Annotated in this window: 14 protein-coding genes; 8 read left to right on the forward strand and 6 right to left on the reverse strand. The window is 52.0% G+C overall.

What is annotated here, in order from left to right:
• The first annotated feature begins 155 nt into the window (after positions 1-155).
• From JMJ04_RS41070 to JMJ04_RS41090, 5 genes are all read left to right on the forward strand, one after another.
• Entirely contained in the window at positions 156-1,610 is a 1,455-nt protein-coding gene (locus JMJ04_RS41070; RefSeq protein WP_201376194.1) for a DHA2 family efflux MFS transporter permease subunit, read from the forward strand.
• 209 nt (positions 1,611-1,819) lie between these two features.
• Complete coding sequence (locus tag JMJ04_RS41075; RefSeq protein ID WP_201376195.1) at positions 1,820-2,920, forward strand: LLM class flavin-dependent oxidoreductase; 1,101 nt, start codon at positions 1,820-1,822, stop codon at positions 2,918-2,920.
• 125 nt (positions 2,921-3,045) lie between these two features.
• The gene (locus JMJ04_RS41080) at positions 3,046-4,083 is read left to right on the forward strand and encodes a Vgb family protein (protein WP_201376196.1); all 1,038 of its coding nucleotides are present in this window, start codon (positions 3,046-3,048) and stop codon (positions 4,081-4,083) included.
• A gap of 106 nt (positions 4,084-4,189) precedes the next feature.
• Positions 4,190-5,263, forward strand: coding sequence for a methyltransferase (locus tag JMJ04_RS41085; protein ID WP_201376197.1), 1,074 nt, complete (start codon positions 4,190-4,192; stop codon positions 5,261-5,263).
• Positions 5,264-5,360: 97 nt separating this feature from the next.
• Positions 5,361-6,596, forward strand: coding sequence for a cytochrome P450 (locus JMJ04_RS41090; RefSeq protein WP_201376198.1), 1,236 nt, complete (start codon positions 5,361-5,363; stop codon positions 6,594-6,596).
• 76 nt (positions 6,597-6,672) lie between these two features.
• Here JMJ04_RS41090 and JMJ04_RS41095 read toward each other — a convergent pair whose 3' ends face one another.
• The 4 genes from JMJ04_RS41095 to JMJ04_RS41110 form a co-directional block, all read right to left on the reverse strand.
• Complete coding sequence (locus JMJ04_RS41095; RefSeq protein WP_201376199.1) at positions 6,673-8,214, reverse strand: pyridoxal phosphate-dependent decarboxylase family protein; 1,542 nt, start codon at positions 8,212-8,214, stop codon at positions 6,673-6,675.
• 275 nt (positions 8,215-8,489) lie between these two features.
• A complete protein-coding gene (locus JMJ04_RS41100) occupies positions 8,490-8,999 on the reverse strand; it encodes an SRPBCC family protein (RefSeq protein WP_201376200.1) in 510 nt (169 codons plus the stop codon).
• 317 nt (positions 9,000-9,316) lie between these two features.
• Positions 9,317-10,558 carry a pentapeptide repeat-containing protein gene (locus JMJ04_RS41105; protein ID WP_201376201.1) on the reverse strand — a complete coding sequence of 414 codons (1,242 nt, stop codon included), beginning with the start codon at positions 10,556-10,558 and terminating at the stop codon, positions 9,317-9,319.
• Positions 10,559-10,565: 7 nt separating this feature from the next.
• The gene (locus JMJ04_RS41110; RefSeq protein ID WP_201376202.1) at positions 10,566-10,973 is read right to left on the reverse strand and encodes an iron-sulfur cluster assembly scaffold protein; all 408 of its coding nucleotides are present in this window, start codon (positions 10,971-10,973) and stop codon (positions 10,566-10,568) included.
• Positions 10,974-11,261: 288 nt separating this feature from the next.
• Here JMJ04_RS41110 and JMJ04_RS41115 point away from each other — a divergent pair, with 288 nt between their 5' ends.
• The 3 genes from JMJ04_RS41115 to JMJ04_RS47550 all read left to right on the forward strand — a co-directional run bounded on the left by JMJ04_RS41115 (position 11,262) and on the right by JMJ04_RS47550 (position 13,772).
• The gene (locus JMJ04_RS41115; protein WP_201376203.1) at positions 11,262-12,602 is read left to right on the forward strand and encodes an ABC1 kinase family protein; all 1,341 of its coding nucleotides are present in this window, start codon (positions 11,262-11,264) and stop codon (positions 12,600-12,602) included.
• Positions 12,603-12,877: 275 nt separating this feature from the next.
• Positions 12,878-13,270 carry a hypothetical protein gene (locus tag JMJ04_RS41120; protein WP_201376204.1) on the forward strand — a complete coding sequence of 131 codons (393 nt, stop codon included), beginning with the start codon at positions 12,878-12,880 and terminating at the stop codon, positions 13,268-13,270.
• Positions 13,233-13,772 (forward strand): carboxymuconolactone decarboxylase family protein, encoded by a 540-nt coding sequence (locus JMJ04_RS47550; protein ID WP_236039048.1) that lies wholly within the window; start codon positions 13,233-13,235, stop codon positions 13,770-13,772. The genes JMJ04_RS41120 and JMJ04_RS47550 overlap by 38 nt, the downstream gene beginning before the upstream one ends.
• A gap of 502 nt (positions 13,773-14,274) precedes the next feature.
• Here the strand turns inward: JMJ04_RS47550 and JMJ04_RS41125 are convergent.
• Together JMJ04_RS41125 and JMJ04_RS41130 are read right to left on the reverse strand one after the other, a co-directional pair.
• Positions 14,275-14,805, reverse strand: coding sequence for a hypothetical protein (locus JMJ04_RS41125; RefSeq protein WP_201376205.1), 531 nt, complete (start codon positions 14,803-14,805; stop codon positions 14,275-14,277).
• Complete coding sequence (locus tag JMJ04_RS41130) at positions 14,709-15,209, reverse strand: hypothetical protein (protein ID WP_201376206.1); 501 nt, start codon at positions 15,207-15,209, stop codon at positions 14,709-14,711. The genes JMJ04_RS41125 and JMJ04_RS41130 overlap by 97 nt, the downstream gene beginning before the upstream one ends.
• Between the last annotated feature and the right edge of the window lie 579 nt (positions 15,210-15,788).

The raw sequence follows: 15,788 nt of genomic DNA on the forward strand, positions 1-15,788 counted from the left end.
CACTCAATGCTTTGAATATAAATATGTGACGTTGACATCACATATACTATTATGTTACTATTTTATCACACAACAAGTGGTCGCACCTGCTTTGTACAGACGCTCATTTGAATGACAGCAAAGATAGGTAATTAGCAGTTGTGAAGGGAGAAGGTATGCAAGCAACACAAACACCACGGTCTTTCCGCCTAGCGTTGATCATACTTTGTACGGGCTTTTTTATGACGACGCTGGATATGACTATCGTCACCGTTGCTATTCCTAATATGCTCACCACAATGCATTCGACCCTGGATCAGATCTTATGGGTAGTGAATGCATACATGCTTGTTTATGGTGCGCTCCTAATCACGGGCGGTCGCCTGGGCGATATCTTCGGCTCACGCACTATTTTTGCGTGCGGTTTAGGTATTTTCGTGGTTGCCTCAACCCTCTGTGGACTCTCGCAAAACAGCCTGGAGCTGATCGCTGCGCGCGTCCTGCAAGGCGTTGGAAGCGCACTCATCACATCGACGTCACTGGCACTTCTCACCTCCCTCTATCCGCCAGAGCGCCGAGGTGCAGCCTTGGGCACCTACGCCGGTGTCGCGGGTCTTGCTTCGGTCGTTGGGCCATTGGCCGGGGGAATCATCGTGTCGCTCTTAAGCTGGCGCTGGATCTTCTTTATCAACGTACCAATAGGAATCATTGCGCTCGTCGCAACATTTCTCTTGATTCCAGAACTACGTACAGGGAAGACACATCAAATCGACTTTATTGGCATTATTCTGGCGACAGCTGGCCTGTTTTCCATCATTTTTGCATTGGATGAAGGGCAAACCTACCATTGGGGGACGATCACTGGTATTCTCTCCATTCCATCGCTCCTCATCGCAGGCGTAGTCATTTTGCTTGCCTTTATCGTCTGGGAGCGTGTCCCCCAGGAGCCATTGTTGCCGCTCGCGCTTTTCAAAAACCACACCTTTTCATCCATGGCAGCGGTGAATCTTTCACTTGCCTTCGGCCAACTTGGCTTCATTTTCCTGGTCAACTTATTCTTCGAGTCATCTCTCGGTATGTCGGCCCTGATAGCGGGTCTTGCGACTGCGCCATTAATGCTGGCAATCATGATAGCCTCACCACTCGCGGGCCGGCTCTCGGATAAAATTGGAGGCAAATATATCCTCATCGCAGGGCTCGTCTTTTTCGCAGCTGGTATTAGTCTGACCGCCTGGTTAAGCACATTACATCCACCAATCTATGCCTTCTTACTCCCATTAGTGCTTGCTGGCGTAGGTATTGGATGTGCGGCAAGTACCCTTATGGGCGAGGCCATGCGCGGCATCACTCCCCCTTTAATGGGGGCAGCATCAGGGCTCATCAGTACAACCCGCCAAGTCGGAGGTGCGATAGGTGGAGCTGTTGTAGGTGGATTCCTCCAGTACCGTCTCGCCTCAACCCATACGACCATTGTGAGCGGTATCACGACGGCAGTGCTCCCATCCTTCCTCATCATTGCGGCTGTTCTGCTTGCAGGCGCATTGCTCTGCCTGACACTTAAACGAACCGTCACCAATGCAAACAAGGCCCCTCTACAAAAAACGGTGTCCACAACATCAAGTGCCTCCTAATTGGCACATTCCTCAATGCAGTCGCCAGACACCAAAGCGAGGACCGTCCGTTTCCACGCGACGATGGAAACGGACGGTCCTCTTTATGATGCCGCCGCAAACTGCTCAAGGTCTCTGCGGAAACCAAGCAAAGTAGAAGAAGCATATAATACGATTGCGCTCTATACTCTCTACAAGAAGTGCAGTTGAGCAGAAACAAGGAGAGCGGCATGTTAGGAAATATTGGAGTCACCCTCCTCAACACTGGAGATTTATCAATACAAGATATTGTTCGTTATGCGCAAGAAGCAGAAGAGCTTGGATACGAAGGCTTCTGGGTCTGTGAAGGCGATGGGAAAGAAGCCTTTTCGACCCTGGCCGTGGTAGCTCATGCCACTCAACGCCTCAGCCTGGGCACAAGTATTGTCAGCTTCTACTCGCGCACTCCTACGCTCCTCGCGATGACAGTAGGTACGCTCTACCGTATGAGCGCAGGCCGTTTCCAGCATTTGGGCATCGGCACAGGTGGAGTGTTTTTTACCGAGCGTGGCCATGGGGTCAAGATCGAGAAACCCATCGCCCGCGCGCGGGAAACACTCGATATTGTACGAGGGCTACTCATGAGCCAGACGACTGCATATCAGAGTATAACTGCGAGCGGACTAGCGATCTCAGTGGCCCAAGGAGACAACACAAATGAACGCTTCTCATATAATGGCAACCTATTTCAATTGCACAACTTCCGTTTCCGCGAAGGGTCAATTCATGGGAATCTCCCGATATATCTCTCGGCCATAGGTCCCCAAATGGTGTCCCTGGCAGCCCAGCATGCGGACGGCATCATTACCAATGGTCTTACAGAAGAGGCGTACACACGCTATGCCACTCTCATCACACGCGAAGCCGAGGCTGTTGGGCGCAACCCACAAGAAATCAAACTCTTCACGCTTGCAATGATGGCCGAAGAAGATGATGCAGGCAGAAATGCTGTACGTCATGCACTTGCTTTCTTCTTCGCATCCATTCATTACTATCCACTTATGGAAGTAGCGGGCTATGGGCAACAGGCCCGCCAGATTCAGCAGTCCTGGCAGAGAGGAAACTTCGCGCAAGCGATCGGTTTGATTACCGATGAGATGGTCGAGAAGTTCGCCATCATGGGCTCCCCCTCCCAACGAAGAAGGAAATTGCGCTGGATGATGGATCTTGGCGTCTATCCCATCATCTATCCTGTCTGGCGACCAGGCAAAGCAGTTGATGATTACTTCTCTCTTTTACGGAGGACAGCTGACTACCTACATCTTGACGATCCCTCTCCCAGCAGAGCTTGATCGGTAGGAGAACATCTACTACGTGATTGATATCCCCGGATGGCCTGGGTCTGCAATCAAACGATTCAGGTCACTTTGATACATTTTCCCTATTTACTGTCTCACAAGAAACCTGGAGGTTTTGTATGCTCAATCTCACTACCCACTACTCGCGCTCGTTCAGGAAACGTCTACTCTGGATCCTCTTGCCTGCACTCGCATTATTGCTCTGCGTCACCACCCTGGTAGCCCATGCATCCATGCAATCGTACTCCGAATATCACATTCCAACCGCTGGCAGCGGTCCATCCGGGGTCGCGTTTGGGCGTGATGGCAATCTTTGGTTTACTGAGTGTCTCGCCTTTAAAATAGGACGCCTTGATCCAAAAACGGGCAAAATAACCGAGTTTGCCATTCCTACAGCGGGCAGTAAACCAGTCTATATGGCCGCGGACCACTATGGGAACCTCTGGTTTACCGAGTATGACACCAACAAAGTCACACGTATCGATCCCGGAGACAAACACGGGCACGAGCACGTAAAAATGACCGAGTTCACGATTCCTACACATGATAGTGGCCCGGTGATTGTGACGGAAGGGCCAGATGGCAACATCTGGTTTACAGAGGACAAGGTTCATCAGATTGGTCGCCTCAATCCCAGAAATGGCAAGATTACCGAGTACCCAATCCCAACCCCCAATGCTCAGCCGCATGGTCTTGCAGTAGGGGCGGATGGGAATCTCTGGTTCACTGAAGAGAGCGGAAATAAGATCGGCCGTATTACCCCCTCCGGTCAGATTACTGAATATCCCGTGCCTACGGCCGATTCACGTCCGATAAATATTGTCGCAGCACCCCACGGGAAGCTCTGGTTCGTCGAGTTTAGCGGAAATAAAGTCGCACAAATTGACCTTCAAGGAAAGATCACAGAATATGCTATTCCTACGACAAACAGTCTGCCGCAGGGCATTACACGTAGCCCGGATGGGAGCATCTGGCTGGCAGAGTTTGGTGGCAACAAGGCCACGCAGTTCAATCCTGTGAAGGGAACATTCACCGAGTATCAGTTACTCACGCCAAACAGCCAACCACTCAGTATGGTGTTTGATCGAAAGGGCAAGCTCTGGATAGCTGAGTTCAACGGAGACAACATCGGCCTCTTACACCTCGCGGAGAGATAGACACCAGGCCTGGCCCTCAATAAACCGGGATAACAAGATGGAAGATGCTGGAGTATAGCGCGAGCTCACCCAGCATCTTCCCCTATCTAAGAGAGAGACATATACCATGGAACAACAACATGATCCAGTTATCAATCAACAGGCAACATCGTCGCAGGGAACAACCATGCCTCCCCAGCGCGCCTTCTGGAACCTTCTCATGGGAGGCTTCGCGCTCCAAGCGCTTTCGGTCGCCGCTGAACTTAAGCTGGCGGATCTGCTCAGTACAGGTCCACGCGACTCAGACGATCTCGCTCAACAAACAGCAACGCATGCCCCGTCATTGCAGCGCTTACTGCGCGCACTCGCGAGCATTGACATCTTCAGAGAGGACGAGCAACAGGGCTTTTCCCTTACCCCCCTGGGCCAATTGCTGCGTACTGATAGCCGTTATTCCCTCCATGCCATTACCAGCCTCGTTGGCTCTTCATTCCAATGGTCGGCCTGGGGCAACCTCATGCACAGTATCCGCACAGGGGAATGCGCATTTGACGCAGTTTTTGGCATGGATCTCTGGGCCTACATGGCACAACATCCAGAAGCCCACCACCTCTTTCATCAGGCGATGTCAAATCTCTCGGTACAGGAGCTCCAGGCCCTCTTACCCGCCTATGACTTCTCAGGCTTTCGCACACTTGTGGATATAGGAGGGGGGCATGGGCAACTCTTGACAACAATTCTCCATCAATATCCACAAATGCACGGAGTCCTCTTCGAGGTCCCTGCTGTAGCGGAGGAAGCTCGTGAGCATATCGAAGCTGCAGGCATAGCCCAGCGCTGTGAGATCGTAGCCGGCGACATGTTCCAGGCCATTCCAGCAGGACACGATGGGTATATATTGAAATCCGTCGTCCACAACTGGGATGACGGAGCTGTTCTTAAGCTCCTGCAAACGTGCCGAGTTGCTATGCCAGATCATGCCACACTCTTGCTCATGGCGCGTGTCCTGGCCCCCATCAACACGCCCGATAATGGCAAATTCATGGACCTCAATATGCTCGTCACACTCGGCGGGCAGGAACGGACAGAAGAGGCGTTTACCTCTCTATTAGCAGCCGCTAACTTCAAGCTCTCGCGTATTATCCCTACGCGGAGTCCTCTCAGCATCCTTGAATGCGTCAAGGACGTTCCCGCCGTATAGAACCCCGTTCTGTAGGTCTTATGATGCGACCCTGGCCTATCATCGCCAGCACGGTACGCGACGTGAGAAATGACATACTAAAAGAAAGGCTGAGACGATGACGCAGAAAAACGATGAGCATCTAGGCGTTGCCTATCATCCCCTCCAATCCGAACAGTTAGAAAATCCCTTTCCCTTCTATGCCCGCCTGAGGAATGAAGAGCCGATCACATTCAGCCCCGAGATAGGTGCCTGGCTTGTCACGCGGTACCAAGATGTACGCGCCATCCTGGCACAGCCAGACGTTTTTTCATCCCGTGACCTGACACGTCCGCTTTCGGCATTGACGCCTGCAGCCTTACAGATTCTGCGCCAGGGGTATCCAATGGCTCCAACCGCGATCAGTAGCGATGGATTGAACCATCAACGTTTCCGCGAACCCTACGTCAAAGCCCTGAGCGTCTCCCGGATTGCCAGCCATGAGCCCTACATTCGCACTGTTGTACATCGGCTTCTCGACCAGCTTGAAACCAGCAATTCCGCCGACTTCATTACCCAATTCGCCTATCCCCTGACCCTGGAAGTCATTTTACATGTGATTGGTATTCCGGGGGAGCACATGGCAAAGGTCAAAGCCTGGTGCGAAGACCTGGTTGATTTCCTCTACGCAGATCTCACAGAAGAGCGTCAGGTGGAATGTGCAAAGGGAATGGTCGCTTTTCAGCACTACATTGTACGCCTGATAGAGGATCGCCGCCAGAACCCTCACCTGGACATGATTAGCGATCTTCTCCATTTCCAGGTCTCAAACCAACCACCGCTCTCAACGCATGAGCTTGTGAGCGCCTTCTGTGGTTTCCTGATGGCCGGACACCGGACAACTGTTGATTTGCTCGGCAACGGTATGGCGTTACTACAACAATCACGCGAACAATGGCAGGCTCTCTGTGAGCAACCCGAAAGGATTCCCACAGCAATCGAAGAAATCCTCCGCTATGACAGTCCGGTACAAGCGCTCTATCGCACTACCACCCAGAGCACCCATTTGGCAGGAGTACAGCTTCCGGCGGGGACGCTACTCTTACTCGTGTTTGGTTCAGCAAATCGAGATGAGGGACAATTTCCTGATGCGCACGTATTCAACTCTCAACGGACCCCGAATCGCCATATGGCATTTGGCCATGGCATTCACTTTTGCGTAGGGGCACCACTGGCCAGGCTAGAGGGCAGCATCGCCTTCGAAGCGCTCACGCAACGTCTACCTGGGATTCGCCTGGTAGAAGGACAGCACCTGGCCCATGTGCCCATTCTGGCCTTCCGTGGTTACCAAAAACTACACGTTACCTGGCCCTGATCTTACAGAGAAGAGGAGAGAGGAGGGCAGGTGCTAGCACCTGCCCTCCTCTCTCCTCTTCTCTGTAAGGAGCATCTTACTGAGGGCTCAACTCAGACCAGACCTCAGCACCACACTGCTCGACTTCCTCAGCATGGGCATCAACCTCGGCCAGGGTCATACGGGGATTGATAAAACAGCCTCGCAGCACGAACATCTGCCCAAGGTTTGTAGCAGAGGGCATGACACGACCCCGCGCTCGTACTCGTCCAAGGATAATGCGGTTCAGTTGATTCAGCGTAGTTACCGCCTCTGCATCCGTGCGCCCAGCCAGTTCATTGGGAACATAGCGGTAGCAACATGTTGAGAGCACGACTGGCGCGGCGAGTTCCAAATGAGGGGCAGCCAGGATCCGCTCAGCAAGATGGCGAGCGTAGGAATTATGACGGCATATACGAGATCGTACTCCCTCAACACCGATCTCCTTGAGCACCGCCCAGACCTCGACGCCACGTGAAGGCAAGCTGTGTTCTACCCCGTAATTCTGAAACTCATAGCCTAAATCGTCATATTGGGAGGTGAGCTCTGTATCACTCATATAGATGGGCTGCGCATCTTCCATATAGACAGCAGGCATCAAAGTAAAGGCTCGTTCCAACAATTTCTTATCTCGTACATAGACAGCCCCGCAACCCATTGAAGTCGCTAACCATTTATGGGGATCAACCACTAATGAGCCACAAGAGGACAGGTCGCCATACAATGGTGCAACGCGAGGATCTAACACTCCAAGCAGTCCATAAGCGCCATCAACATGTAACCAGATGTCTTTCTCCTGGCACAGTTGAATCAGCTCGGGTAAGGGATCGATAGTTCCGGTATTGATTGTTCCGGCGTTCGCCACCACGGCTACTGGTGTACATCCCTGCGCTTCATCCTCCTCAATCCTCGCTCTGAGCATTGCCACATCGATATGGAAATCATGAGTAGCGGGCAGTGTCACAACAGAGGTGCGACCCAGCCCCAGAACAGCGGCAGCCCGATACGTCACATGGTGAACCTGATCCGACGTGTAGATCCGCGGCTGAGGCAATGCGACCACGCCCTCCCGAGCCGGGTCAATGCCTCGCTTCTCATACGCATATTGTCTCGCCGCTCCAATACCAATGAGATTGGCAACTGACCCTCCACTCGTAAATACCCCTCGAAAGTGAGGTGGTAAGCCAACAAGCTCACGTAGCCAGTTTGATGCCAGTTCTTCCAGAAGATTATAGGATTGTACGGCCACACAGAGCGGACCTGAAATAGCGGACACCAGATGCGCCGCGGCAGGTAACGTTGTTGGCATCGTCGCGATCCAGCCTGAAAATCCAGGATGCCCCGCACGCAAGCCATGAGGGATGACCACATCGCGCAATTGCTCAATGACAGCTTGCGAACCTTGCCCAACCTGCGGTAAAGACTCCTCTAGTTGAGCTGTCCAACTAGTGCGCTCCCGGGCTGTGCGTTCAGGGGAATCGAAAGCCGTAAATCGCTCTAAAGCTGGTAGAAGTGCGTTTACTGTGGCAGATAACTGCTTCGTCAGGGCATACTCTTGTTCGTGTTGCACCATATCCAGCGCATTCTCTGGCAATTGCATTGTATCCTCCACTTACAAGACAGAATAAATCACATCGAGCTTTTCACGATACCTACCTCAGCACGTACCGTATCCTAACTATACCTGCTTTCCTATGTGAAATACTTCTTCTTGTTTGCCCCTTTGTTGACCTGCTGAAAACAGCTTCGTGTCTGTCTGAAGGAATCATGAGGAGAGGAGGAAAAAAGATCCTTCTTCAGACAGTACTCATTGTGAAGAAGGGGAAGACACACCGCACTCTTTTTATCTGTAGCGCTCTGCCTAGGAGCGTGCTCCTAGGCAGAGCGGGCATCAATGCCGGTACGAACATCTTGTTCTACAAAAGCGCGTAAGCGCACATCAAGGAGATCCTTCCACCCTTCGGTATAACAACCTTTACGTTCTGCAGAAATACGCCCAAAGGCAGAATGGGTCAGTTTGACCTGCGTACTATCACCTTGAGGTGCCAGGGTAAACGTCACTGCCCCATACGTTGGCTCTGGCATGCCCATTGAACCAGTCAAACAAAGTTCCTCATCGTTCCTGATCGAGCTGACCATCCCCCAGAGCGCCCCCTCGTTTTCGCCATACACCTCGTAGAGGCGGCCACCAACCTTTGGTTCAAGCACAATTGTATTGGCATCTCTCCGTTTGATGAAGGGGGACCCCCACCAAGCCGCAATATCTGTCGTCAGAGCCTCGAAAACCTTCTGAGGTGAGGCAGCAATTGTTATCTCAAGATGCACATTGAGCGAGTCAACGACATCCATATCCCCCGTATTCTCTATAGCCCCTTTAACTGCCATTGCTGCGTCCTTTCTTTCCTTCTTACTGGAGGTAGCACACCTCTACGACGTAGATAACATTCGCGCTCTTTAATACTCTAAAATAGCACCTTAAGCATAGCATAAGGAAATTCTTCCTGTCAACGCAGATAGACAAGACGTACACAGCTTCTCAAAAGCCGCGAGGCAAAAAGGCAGAGTCAACTCAGGAGATCGAAAGGCACATATTGCTTTTCATATATGTAAAAATCCTATTGTTTAAAAGAAATCATGCCAGGATGCCTCCGCATGCTAGTCGGAGGTATCCTGGCACGGTTCTGGTGCATGTGCTCGTCGCGCTAAAGGGCTGTGAAGACGTGTGAACGTATTGTTTCAGCTCGCTGAGCAAAGTACGCAGCCTCTTCATATAACCCCTGCTGGTGCAATACATGGGATACTTGCCGATTCGCCCACATCGCCTTCTTCCACTCGCCCTTCGCTTCCATAGAGTCGATTGCCCTCTCGCGTTGGGCGATATGCGCCTCATCACCAAGCATTTCTATTTGCGACCAATCAACAACGCTCAACCGAGTAGCCCCCCATTGCACATCCAGCAGGGACGGTCCGACGCGCTCATGCCCGGCTAATCTCACGGCGGTCAAATTGGCCCCTTCTAGTTGCACGCCCACGAATATGGCACCTTCAAGATTCGCTTGGGACAAATCAGCTCCTTGTAGATTCGCTCCAAGAAAGCTGGCTCCCTGCAAATTCGCCTTCCGCAGATCTGCGCCCACCAGTTGCGATCCCGTAAAATTCGCACCCTTCGCCTCAACCTCTACCAGAAACGCTCCTTGCAATTGTGCCCCAAAAAGGGTTGCACCATTGAACCGGGCATGGGCCAGTTTGGCAGAGCTAAGTTGGCAACCAGTGAAATAGACATGATCCAACAGCGCTCCGGTCAGGTTGGCTCCTTCGAATTGAGCGCCCGAGAGGTTCGCGCGCTCCAGGTGCGCATAACGCAAATCAGCGCCTTTCCCATGCACCAGGCGAAGATCTGCTGTGTTCAGCCTGGCGCCTGCCAGGTTCGCCCCCTCTAAATGCGCCTCAAAGAGGTCTACCCCATCCATATCGCATGATGCGGCTTGCAACAAGGCCGCATCCCTCCCTTTCCACTCATTGCGTGCTAATCCAATTCGCACATAAGCAAGAGGCAGCCCTGCTAGGTTCAGTGCAACGGCGTCCGGTGAGCGCAGGGCAGCGCCCCGTAGATCCAAACCGGGCAAGCGTTGTTGCGCGCTATCTCCCTCCGAACGCCTGCATTCTTCTTCCTGCGCCGCGATCAGCCACTCAATATCGGCGCGCGTCAATTGTACTCCCTTAAAAGGAAATATGCCCTGGGCAATGTTCGCTGACAAGCGGGCATGGGACTGCAGGACGTCTTGACGCGCCTGGTCAATCTCCGGCTCAGTACGCCAGGGCTGTTGATGTGCCTGCCAGTAAGCACGCCATGCCACACGGTCGTCTGAAACCGGCCTTTGTAATGGCAAATGTATCATAAGATGCTCAGAAGAGAGGGGACGTGAAAATGTAGCGTCGCTCATAAGCTCCTCAATTCGCCTCCTTTGCTGTCTTTGGAGATGGATCTTGCGCTATCGTCTTAAGACAGGCGTGCAATACATTTAACGCGAGGAAGGCACAGTTCGAGCGCGCGGGACTGATGGGTATACCAAGTGTGTCTAGAAATGCTTCTTGCGTGAGCATCGCCACTTCTTCAACTGTTTGGTTTTCGACCACTTCTGTAAGGATAGAGGCAGAGGCCTGGCTAATGGTGCATCCCCGCCCCTGGAAACCAATACGCGTAATACGACCATTCTCTACCCGTATATCCAGGGCCACGCGATCACCACATACAGGATTCACGCCTTCGGAATGCCCATCAGGCTGCTCGAGCACTTCATAGTTACGAGGATTGCGGTAGTGATCGAGTATGAACTCACGATCATAATCAAGCGACATCGTCATCTCACTTTCTACTCAGATGAACACTCTCATGTATAGTGGGTACACCACGTGGTGCCATATATAAACAGAGAGAACCTTCAACACAAGAACACAACGTGGCGAGCGATGATACATTCTATCTTTAGGTAAACATAAAACAGATTTGTTTTTTTTGCTTCTTTTCCATTGCTCTTTTTTCGGCACATCCCTCCTGTTGCTTCCAGCAAACGAGAAGAAGACTTCAGAGCACCTCTTCAGATATACTCCAGGTATCAGTAAAAGAAATCGGGAAGGAGTCTCACAATGGCAAAAACCCAGGGATTGGAAACTGCAAACAGATCTTTCTCCTTAGAGGCTGTACAAAGGCCCTTTTTCCCCTTGAAGATAGGTTTGCGTCTTGGCGAACTGCTATCGCACATCGGCTTTCACGCAATCCGTCTTGGCGCAATAGTGCTATGGAATACACTTGGGAAACAGCGTTACTCGTCGCGGGCATTGCTTGGGCGCTCGATAGCAGGACTTTGCGCTTCCCTGGGAGCAACCTTTATCAAAATTGGGCAAATCCTGAGCACGAGGCGCGACCTGTTTCCACAAGAAATAATCGCGCCCCTGGCCAAACTGCAGGATCGCGTCAAGCCCTTTGCGTTTCGCCACGTTCAAGCAGCCATCCTGGCTGAGTTCGGGCGATCCATCCAAGAGATGTTTGCTGAGTTCGAAGAACAACCCATTGCCAGCGCCAGTATTGCAAGCGTCTATCGCGCTCGCCTCCATAATGGCCAATGGGTTGCAGTCAAGGTGCGCCGACCGGGTATCGTGCAACAGGTGGAGAAGGATCTGTGGCTTATGCGCTTCATAGCAAGAGGGCTATCACGGATTCCCGCATTGCGGCTGGTTCCTGTCGTCGAAATGGTCAATGAGCTTGGAAAGTATATCGAGCAACAATTGGACTTACGGATCGAGGCTCATAACACACGGCACTTTCAGGAACAGTTCGCGCATAATTCCCAGGTCCTGTTCCCCGCCCTTATCGAGAAGTATTGCAGCCAGGCCATTCTGGTGATGGAGTTCATCGATGGGCTTGTGAGAATTGATCAGCTTCACTGGGAGGAGACTGAGTATCAGGAGTCACTCATCACCGGTGTCAGAGTGCTGTACCACATGATTTTCCTCGATGGTTTCATCCATTGTGATCTGCACCCTGGGAATCTCTATCTGCGTAAAGGGGGGCAAGTTGTCATTTTGGATACAGGATTCATTGCAAAAATGGAACCAACAGACCGCTATCAGTTCGCCGAATTTTTCCTGGGCATTGCCACAAATGCTGGCAAAAAGTGCGCGCGCATCATCTATGAGACAGCGCTCTACAAACCAGCCACCTTCGACCGAGAAGGTTTTGAGCGAGAAGTGATGGCACTCATCGAACGAAGTACAGGGTCAAAGGCAGATACATTTCAGGTCGCACCCTTTGCCGCCCAGATCTTCGATATTGAAAGGCGCTTCGGATTGCGTGGTTCTATCAACTTCACCATGGCAATTCTTTCGCTCCTCGTGTTTGAAGGGATTGCAAAGCAGTTGTACCCGTTCTTAGACTTCCAGGCGGAGGCGAAGCCTTTCTTGTTCCAAGCCCTGGCCCAGCGGCAATAAAGCAGAAGCCGCAACGCATATGATACTGATGAAAGTGGCCCATCTCCAAGCCCCAACGGAAACCGGGTCTGCCAATCAATATGGCTCTACCATAGCATCTTTTAAGAAAGACTCTGCCGCATGTGTGATGCACTATTCTGCGCGCTGCACACAATGTATCACTTTAGGCAAAGTTTTTCATCATGCATTGATCACTTTAGTGTATACTGAGGATAGATACACCTTTTTAATAGTTTTTGTTAGAAAATAGACATGTGTAGAAAGATATGTGAGATATGGCAGATGCAGCAGAACAACAAAACATACTCTATCAGCGACTCACTCAGTCGGTTCAGACCGCTCCCGGATCAACCACACCTACTCTGCGCAAGGCATTGACTGAATACGTAAAACAGGCGAGCATTGCAAACGAGGATTGCATTGGGTCAGAGAGCGATTTTCCGTCTGACCTTCAGGCGTATATTACGAAGGTACGCAAGTATGCATACAAAGTGACAGACGAAGATATAGAGCAGCTTCGTCAGGCTGGCTATAATGAAGAGGCTATCTTCGAAATCACGTTGAGTATTGCGTTGGGCGCGGGCACCAAGTGCCTCATGCAAGGAATAGCAGCGATTGAAGGAGCAAGCGATGCGATTACAAATCATTCAAGCAATTCACAAGGATGAACCGATCTCAGATATTCGGCGTATTTTGACGTATCGGGCAGATATGTTTGGGGAGCCATTCTCCCGCTGTCTACAACAGTTGCTTCGTGGTCCCTCCTATTGGAGTGTGGGTGAACGAGAACTTTTTGCAGCTTTTACCGCTTCCATCTTACAATGTGCCTATTGAACGGGGGCTCATGGCGCAGTTGCGTCCCAGGCTATCGGTGCTATTTTTGTACAGGCAGTCCTCGTTGATTGGCGTAGTGCACCACTTACCGCACAGCTTCATGCGGTGTTAGGACTCCTAGAGAAGGTTACCCTCGACCCAGATCATGTTTCCCCTGAAGATATACAGCTGGTGTTAGCGCTTGGTGTGAGTAGGCAAGCCATAGAGGATGCATTACGAATTTGTACCTGCTTTAACATCATCGCTCGACTAGCGGACGCCTTTGCAGTCGAAATACCGAACGAAGAAGGATTTAGACAGACAGGTATGCAGCTGCTAGCACATGGATATGCCTAATCCTACGGTAATAGATCATACTACTACTCTGTGCGTTTTGCCGAGGGCGAGAAGTGTTGATGTGCCCAGATTCAATGAGCCAGCGAACCACATCCTTATTTGTTCCTGGTCTAGGCCTCCTCGATAAGCCAATGCCGCCAGAGGAGTCAGAATAGGCAAGCTATTGAAAAACCATTTGGATTCCCTTCTCACCGGGACAGGGGCGTTCAGTCAGTAGCCAGCCTTCATTCACCTTTGGGCAACACGACTGTCTCCATCTTCTCATCGTAGCTCTCAAAACGAACAGAGTAGTACTATCCTGATGTGCAAGTTATGAAACGAGGCAACAAAATCCCCAATTGAAAGGAGCGTGGTTCAACTCAATGGTGAAGAGGAGAGCCATGGTGTGCATAAGCACCAGTCACAGCAAGCAATTGCGCAAAAACCACACATCGCGCGCCATGCACGCTTAGCCCCTCATAACTCAACCAATTGTCTAAGCTTGACTTTGTACATTTCCAACTCACGAACAGACGGCCAACGACAGCCGCTCAAGAGTCGAGCGGGGCACTAAAACCACATCGGGGTGAGTGGGTGATGTGGGAAAAGTCCTGTGGCCCCACAGATGTCGCCTGACGAGAGCAAGGACATCACGGAAGGTGGCGGTCTGCTTGTAATACCAGGCGGATTGAGCGACAGGAATGTGCCCATCCGGGTGCAACGCCCGCCCAAAGAGCGTCACGAGACTGTAGAGGCCAAAGAGCAAAGGAGTCGAGCGCTCAATAGCTCGATCCGACCATTGGCGTTGGGTCTCGATGCCCAAATGGGCACGACCCTCCTCAAAGGTCACTTCCAGACTCCAGCGCTTCATGAAGTCGCTGACGATCTGGCTTGCCGTCTGGATGGGGTCGGTGGAAAAGAGCGCTTTCGCAGGGCGCTTGCCCGAGGGATCACGCGTCAGGACCCAACGGATCGGCAGCGGATCGTATCCAAAGCGATACCACAGAGCGGTGCCGGTACAGACTCCAGCGTGCGCTTCCCCTCGCCGTACCAATCCAGGGTGAGTTCCTGCCAGACGGCCTCCGGGCTTTGTAATACCTGCTCCAGGGAAGGAAGACGTGGGCCTACCACTCTCGGACGACCAATGGTGTGCCGGGTACGTTCGGGAGGCGGTTCATGGGGCACGGCATCCAAGCGGCCAGTCGTGACCAGGGTCACCCTTTGGGCACGTGCATGCAATCCCAACTCCAACACCGTGTAGGCGGTATCACCCATGAGCTTGATGGAGCGGCCGGGAAGCCAGTGGCGGACCAGGCTGATCATCTGATGCGCCCACATCCCGATGGTCTTGTGTCGCTTGCCCAGCTGTTGACTGACTTCGGGAGTGGTCGCGAGGACACACAAGAAAGGCAACGCCCATCTCTGCTTGGTCCAAGGAAGGGTCACGACCACTGCCATCGTGCGCCGCTTCGGTACATATCAAATTTCTCCCAGAGGGAGATGAGGTTGAGAGTAAGAACCTCAAGGGCGCCCAACTTACCTGGCGTGGAAACACAAAGGGAAAATTAGCATGTCGGGAACGCGGTTAAACAGGAAGGTATGTACTGTGATGCACCGCAAGTCCTGTACGCATGGTGAAACCTGAATTGGCTGAACCCTAGTCTCCAGTGGTCTAAGCGTTGGCTCATCGCAACATACCTGTGGCGATGTCATCGGAATACGCACTTATTGATGGCGAGTGCGGAAGACTCTCTCCGATGAACGACCAGCAATGAGCTGGTTCAAGGAAACGAACGGGGCACCTACACGTACTCAACGTTTGATATGCGCAAATGCGGGATCGTCTACGGGTGCGAGCCTATGACGACGGAGCTTTCATAGTACTCAAATGATCAAGGTAATGCTTGATACAAGGGGAAGGGAAGCAGGGAGTATTGTCGTGAACGGAGCGGTGCGCGAGATGCGCAACGCCTACCTCCACGAAGCGACAAGAAACTGGAGAGCCGGGTGCATCGAAAGGGTGCAAGCCCAGGTTCG

The organism is Ktedonobacter robiniae, from assembly GCF_016587375.1.
Lineage (GTDB): Bacteria > Chloroflexota > Ktedonobacteria > Ktedonobacterales > Ktedonobacteraceae > Ktedonobacter > Ktedonobacter robiniae.

What these genes read in the sequence shown, in the direction of transcription:
- JMJ04_RS41075 (WP_201376195.1), top strand. Translation starts at nt 1,820, where the DNA reads ATGTTAGGAAATATTGGAGTCACCCTCCTCAACACTGGAGATTTATCA.
- JMJ04_RS41085 (WP_201376197.1), top strand. Translation starts at nt 4,190, where the DNA reads ATGGAACAACAACATGATCCAGTTATCAATCAACAGGCAACATCGTCG.
- JMJ04_RS41070 (WP_201376194.1), top strand. Translation starts at nt 156, where the DNA reads ATGCAAGCAACACAAACACCACGGTCTTTCCGCCTAGCGTTGATCATA.
- JMJ04_RS41105 (WP_201376201.1), bottom strand. Translation starts at nt 10,558, where the DNA reads ATGAGCGACGCTACATTTTCACGTCCCCTCTCTTCTGAGCATCTTATG.
- JMJ04_RS41095 (WP_201376199.1), bottom strand. Translation starts at nt 8,214, where the DNA reads ATGCAATTGCCAGAGAATGCGCTGGATATGGTGCAACACGAACAAGAG.
- JMJ04_RS41110 (WP_201376202.1), bottom strand. Translation starts at nt 10,973, where the DNA reads ATGTCGCTTGATTATGATCGTGAGTTCATACTCGATCACTACCGCAAT.
- JMJ04_RS41080 (WP_201376196.1), top strand. Translation starts at nt 3,046, where the DNA reads ATGCTCAATCTCACTACCCACTACTCGCGCTCGTTCAGGAAACGTCTA.
- JMJ04_RS41130 (WP_201376206.1), bottom strand. Translation starts at nt 15,209, where the DNA reads ATGGCAGTGGTCGTGACCCTTCCTTGGACCAAGCAGAGATGGGCGTTG.
- JMJ04_RS41090 (WP_201376198.1), top strand. Translation starts at nt 5,361, where the DNA reads ATGACGCAGAAAAACGATGAGCATCTAGGCGTTGCCTATCATCCCCTC.
- JMJ04_RS41120 (WP_201376204.1), top strand. Translation starts at nt 12,878, where the DNA reads ATGGCAGATGCAGCAGAACAACAAAACATACTCTATCAGCGACTCACT.
- JMJ04_RS41100 (WP_201376200.1), bottom strand. Translation starts at nt 8,999, where the DNA reads ATGGCAGTTAAAGGGGCTATAGAGAATACGGGGGATATGGATGTCGTT.
- JMJ04_RS41115 (WP_201376203.1), top strand. Translation starts at nt 11,262, where the DNA reads ATGGCAAAAACCCAGGGATTGGAAACTGCAAACAGATCTTTCTCCTTA.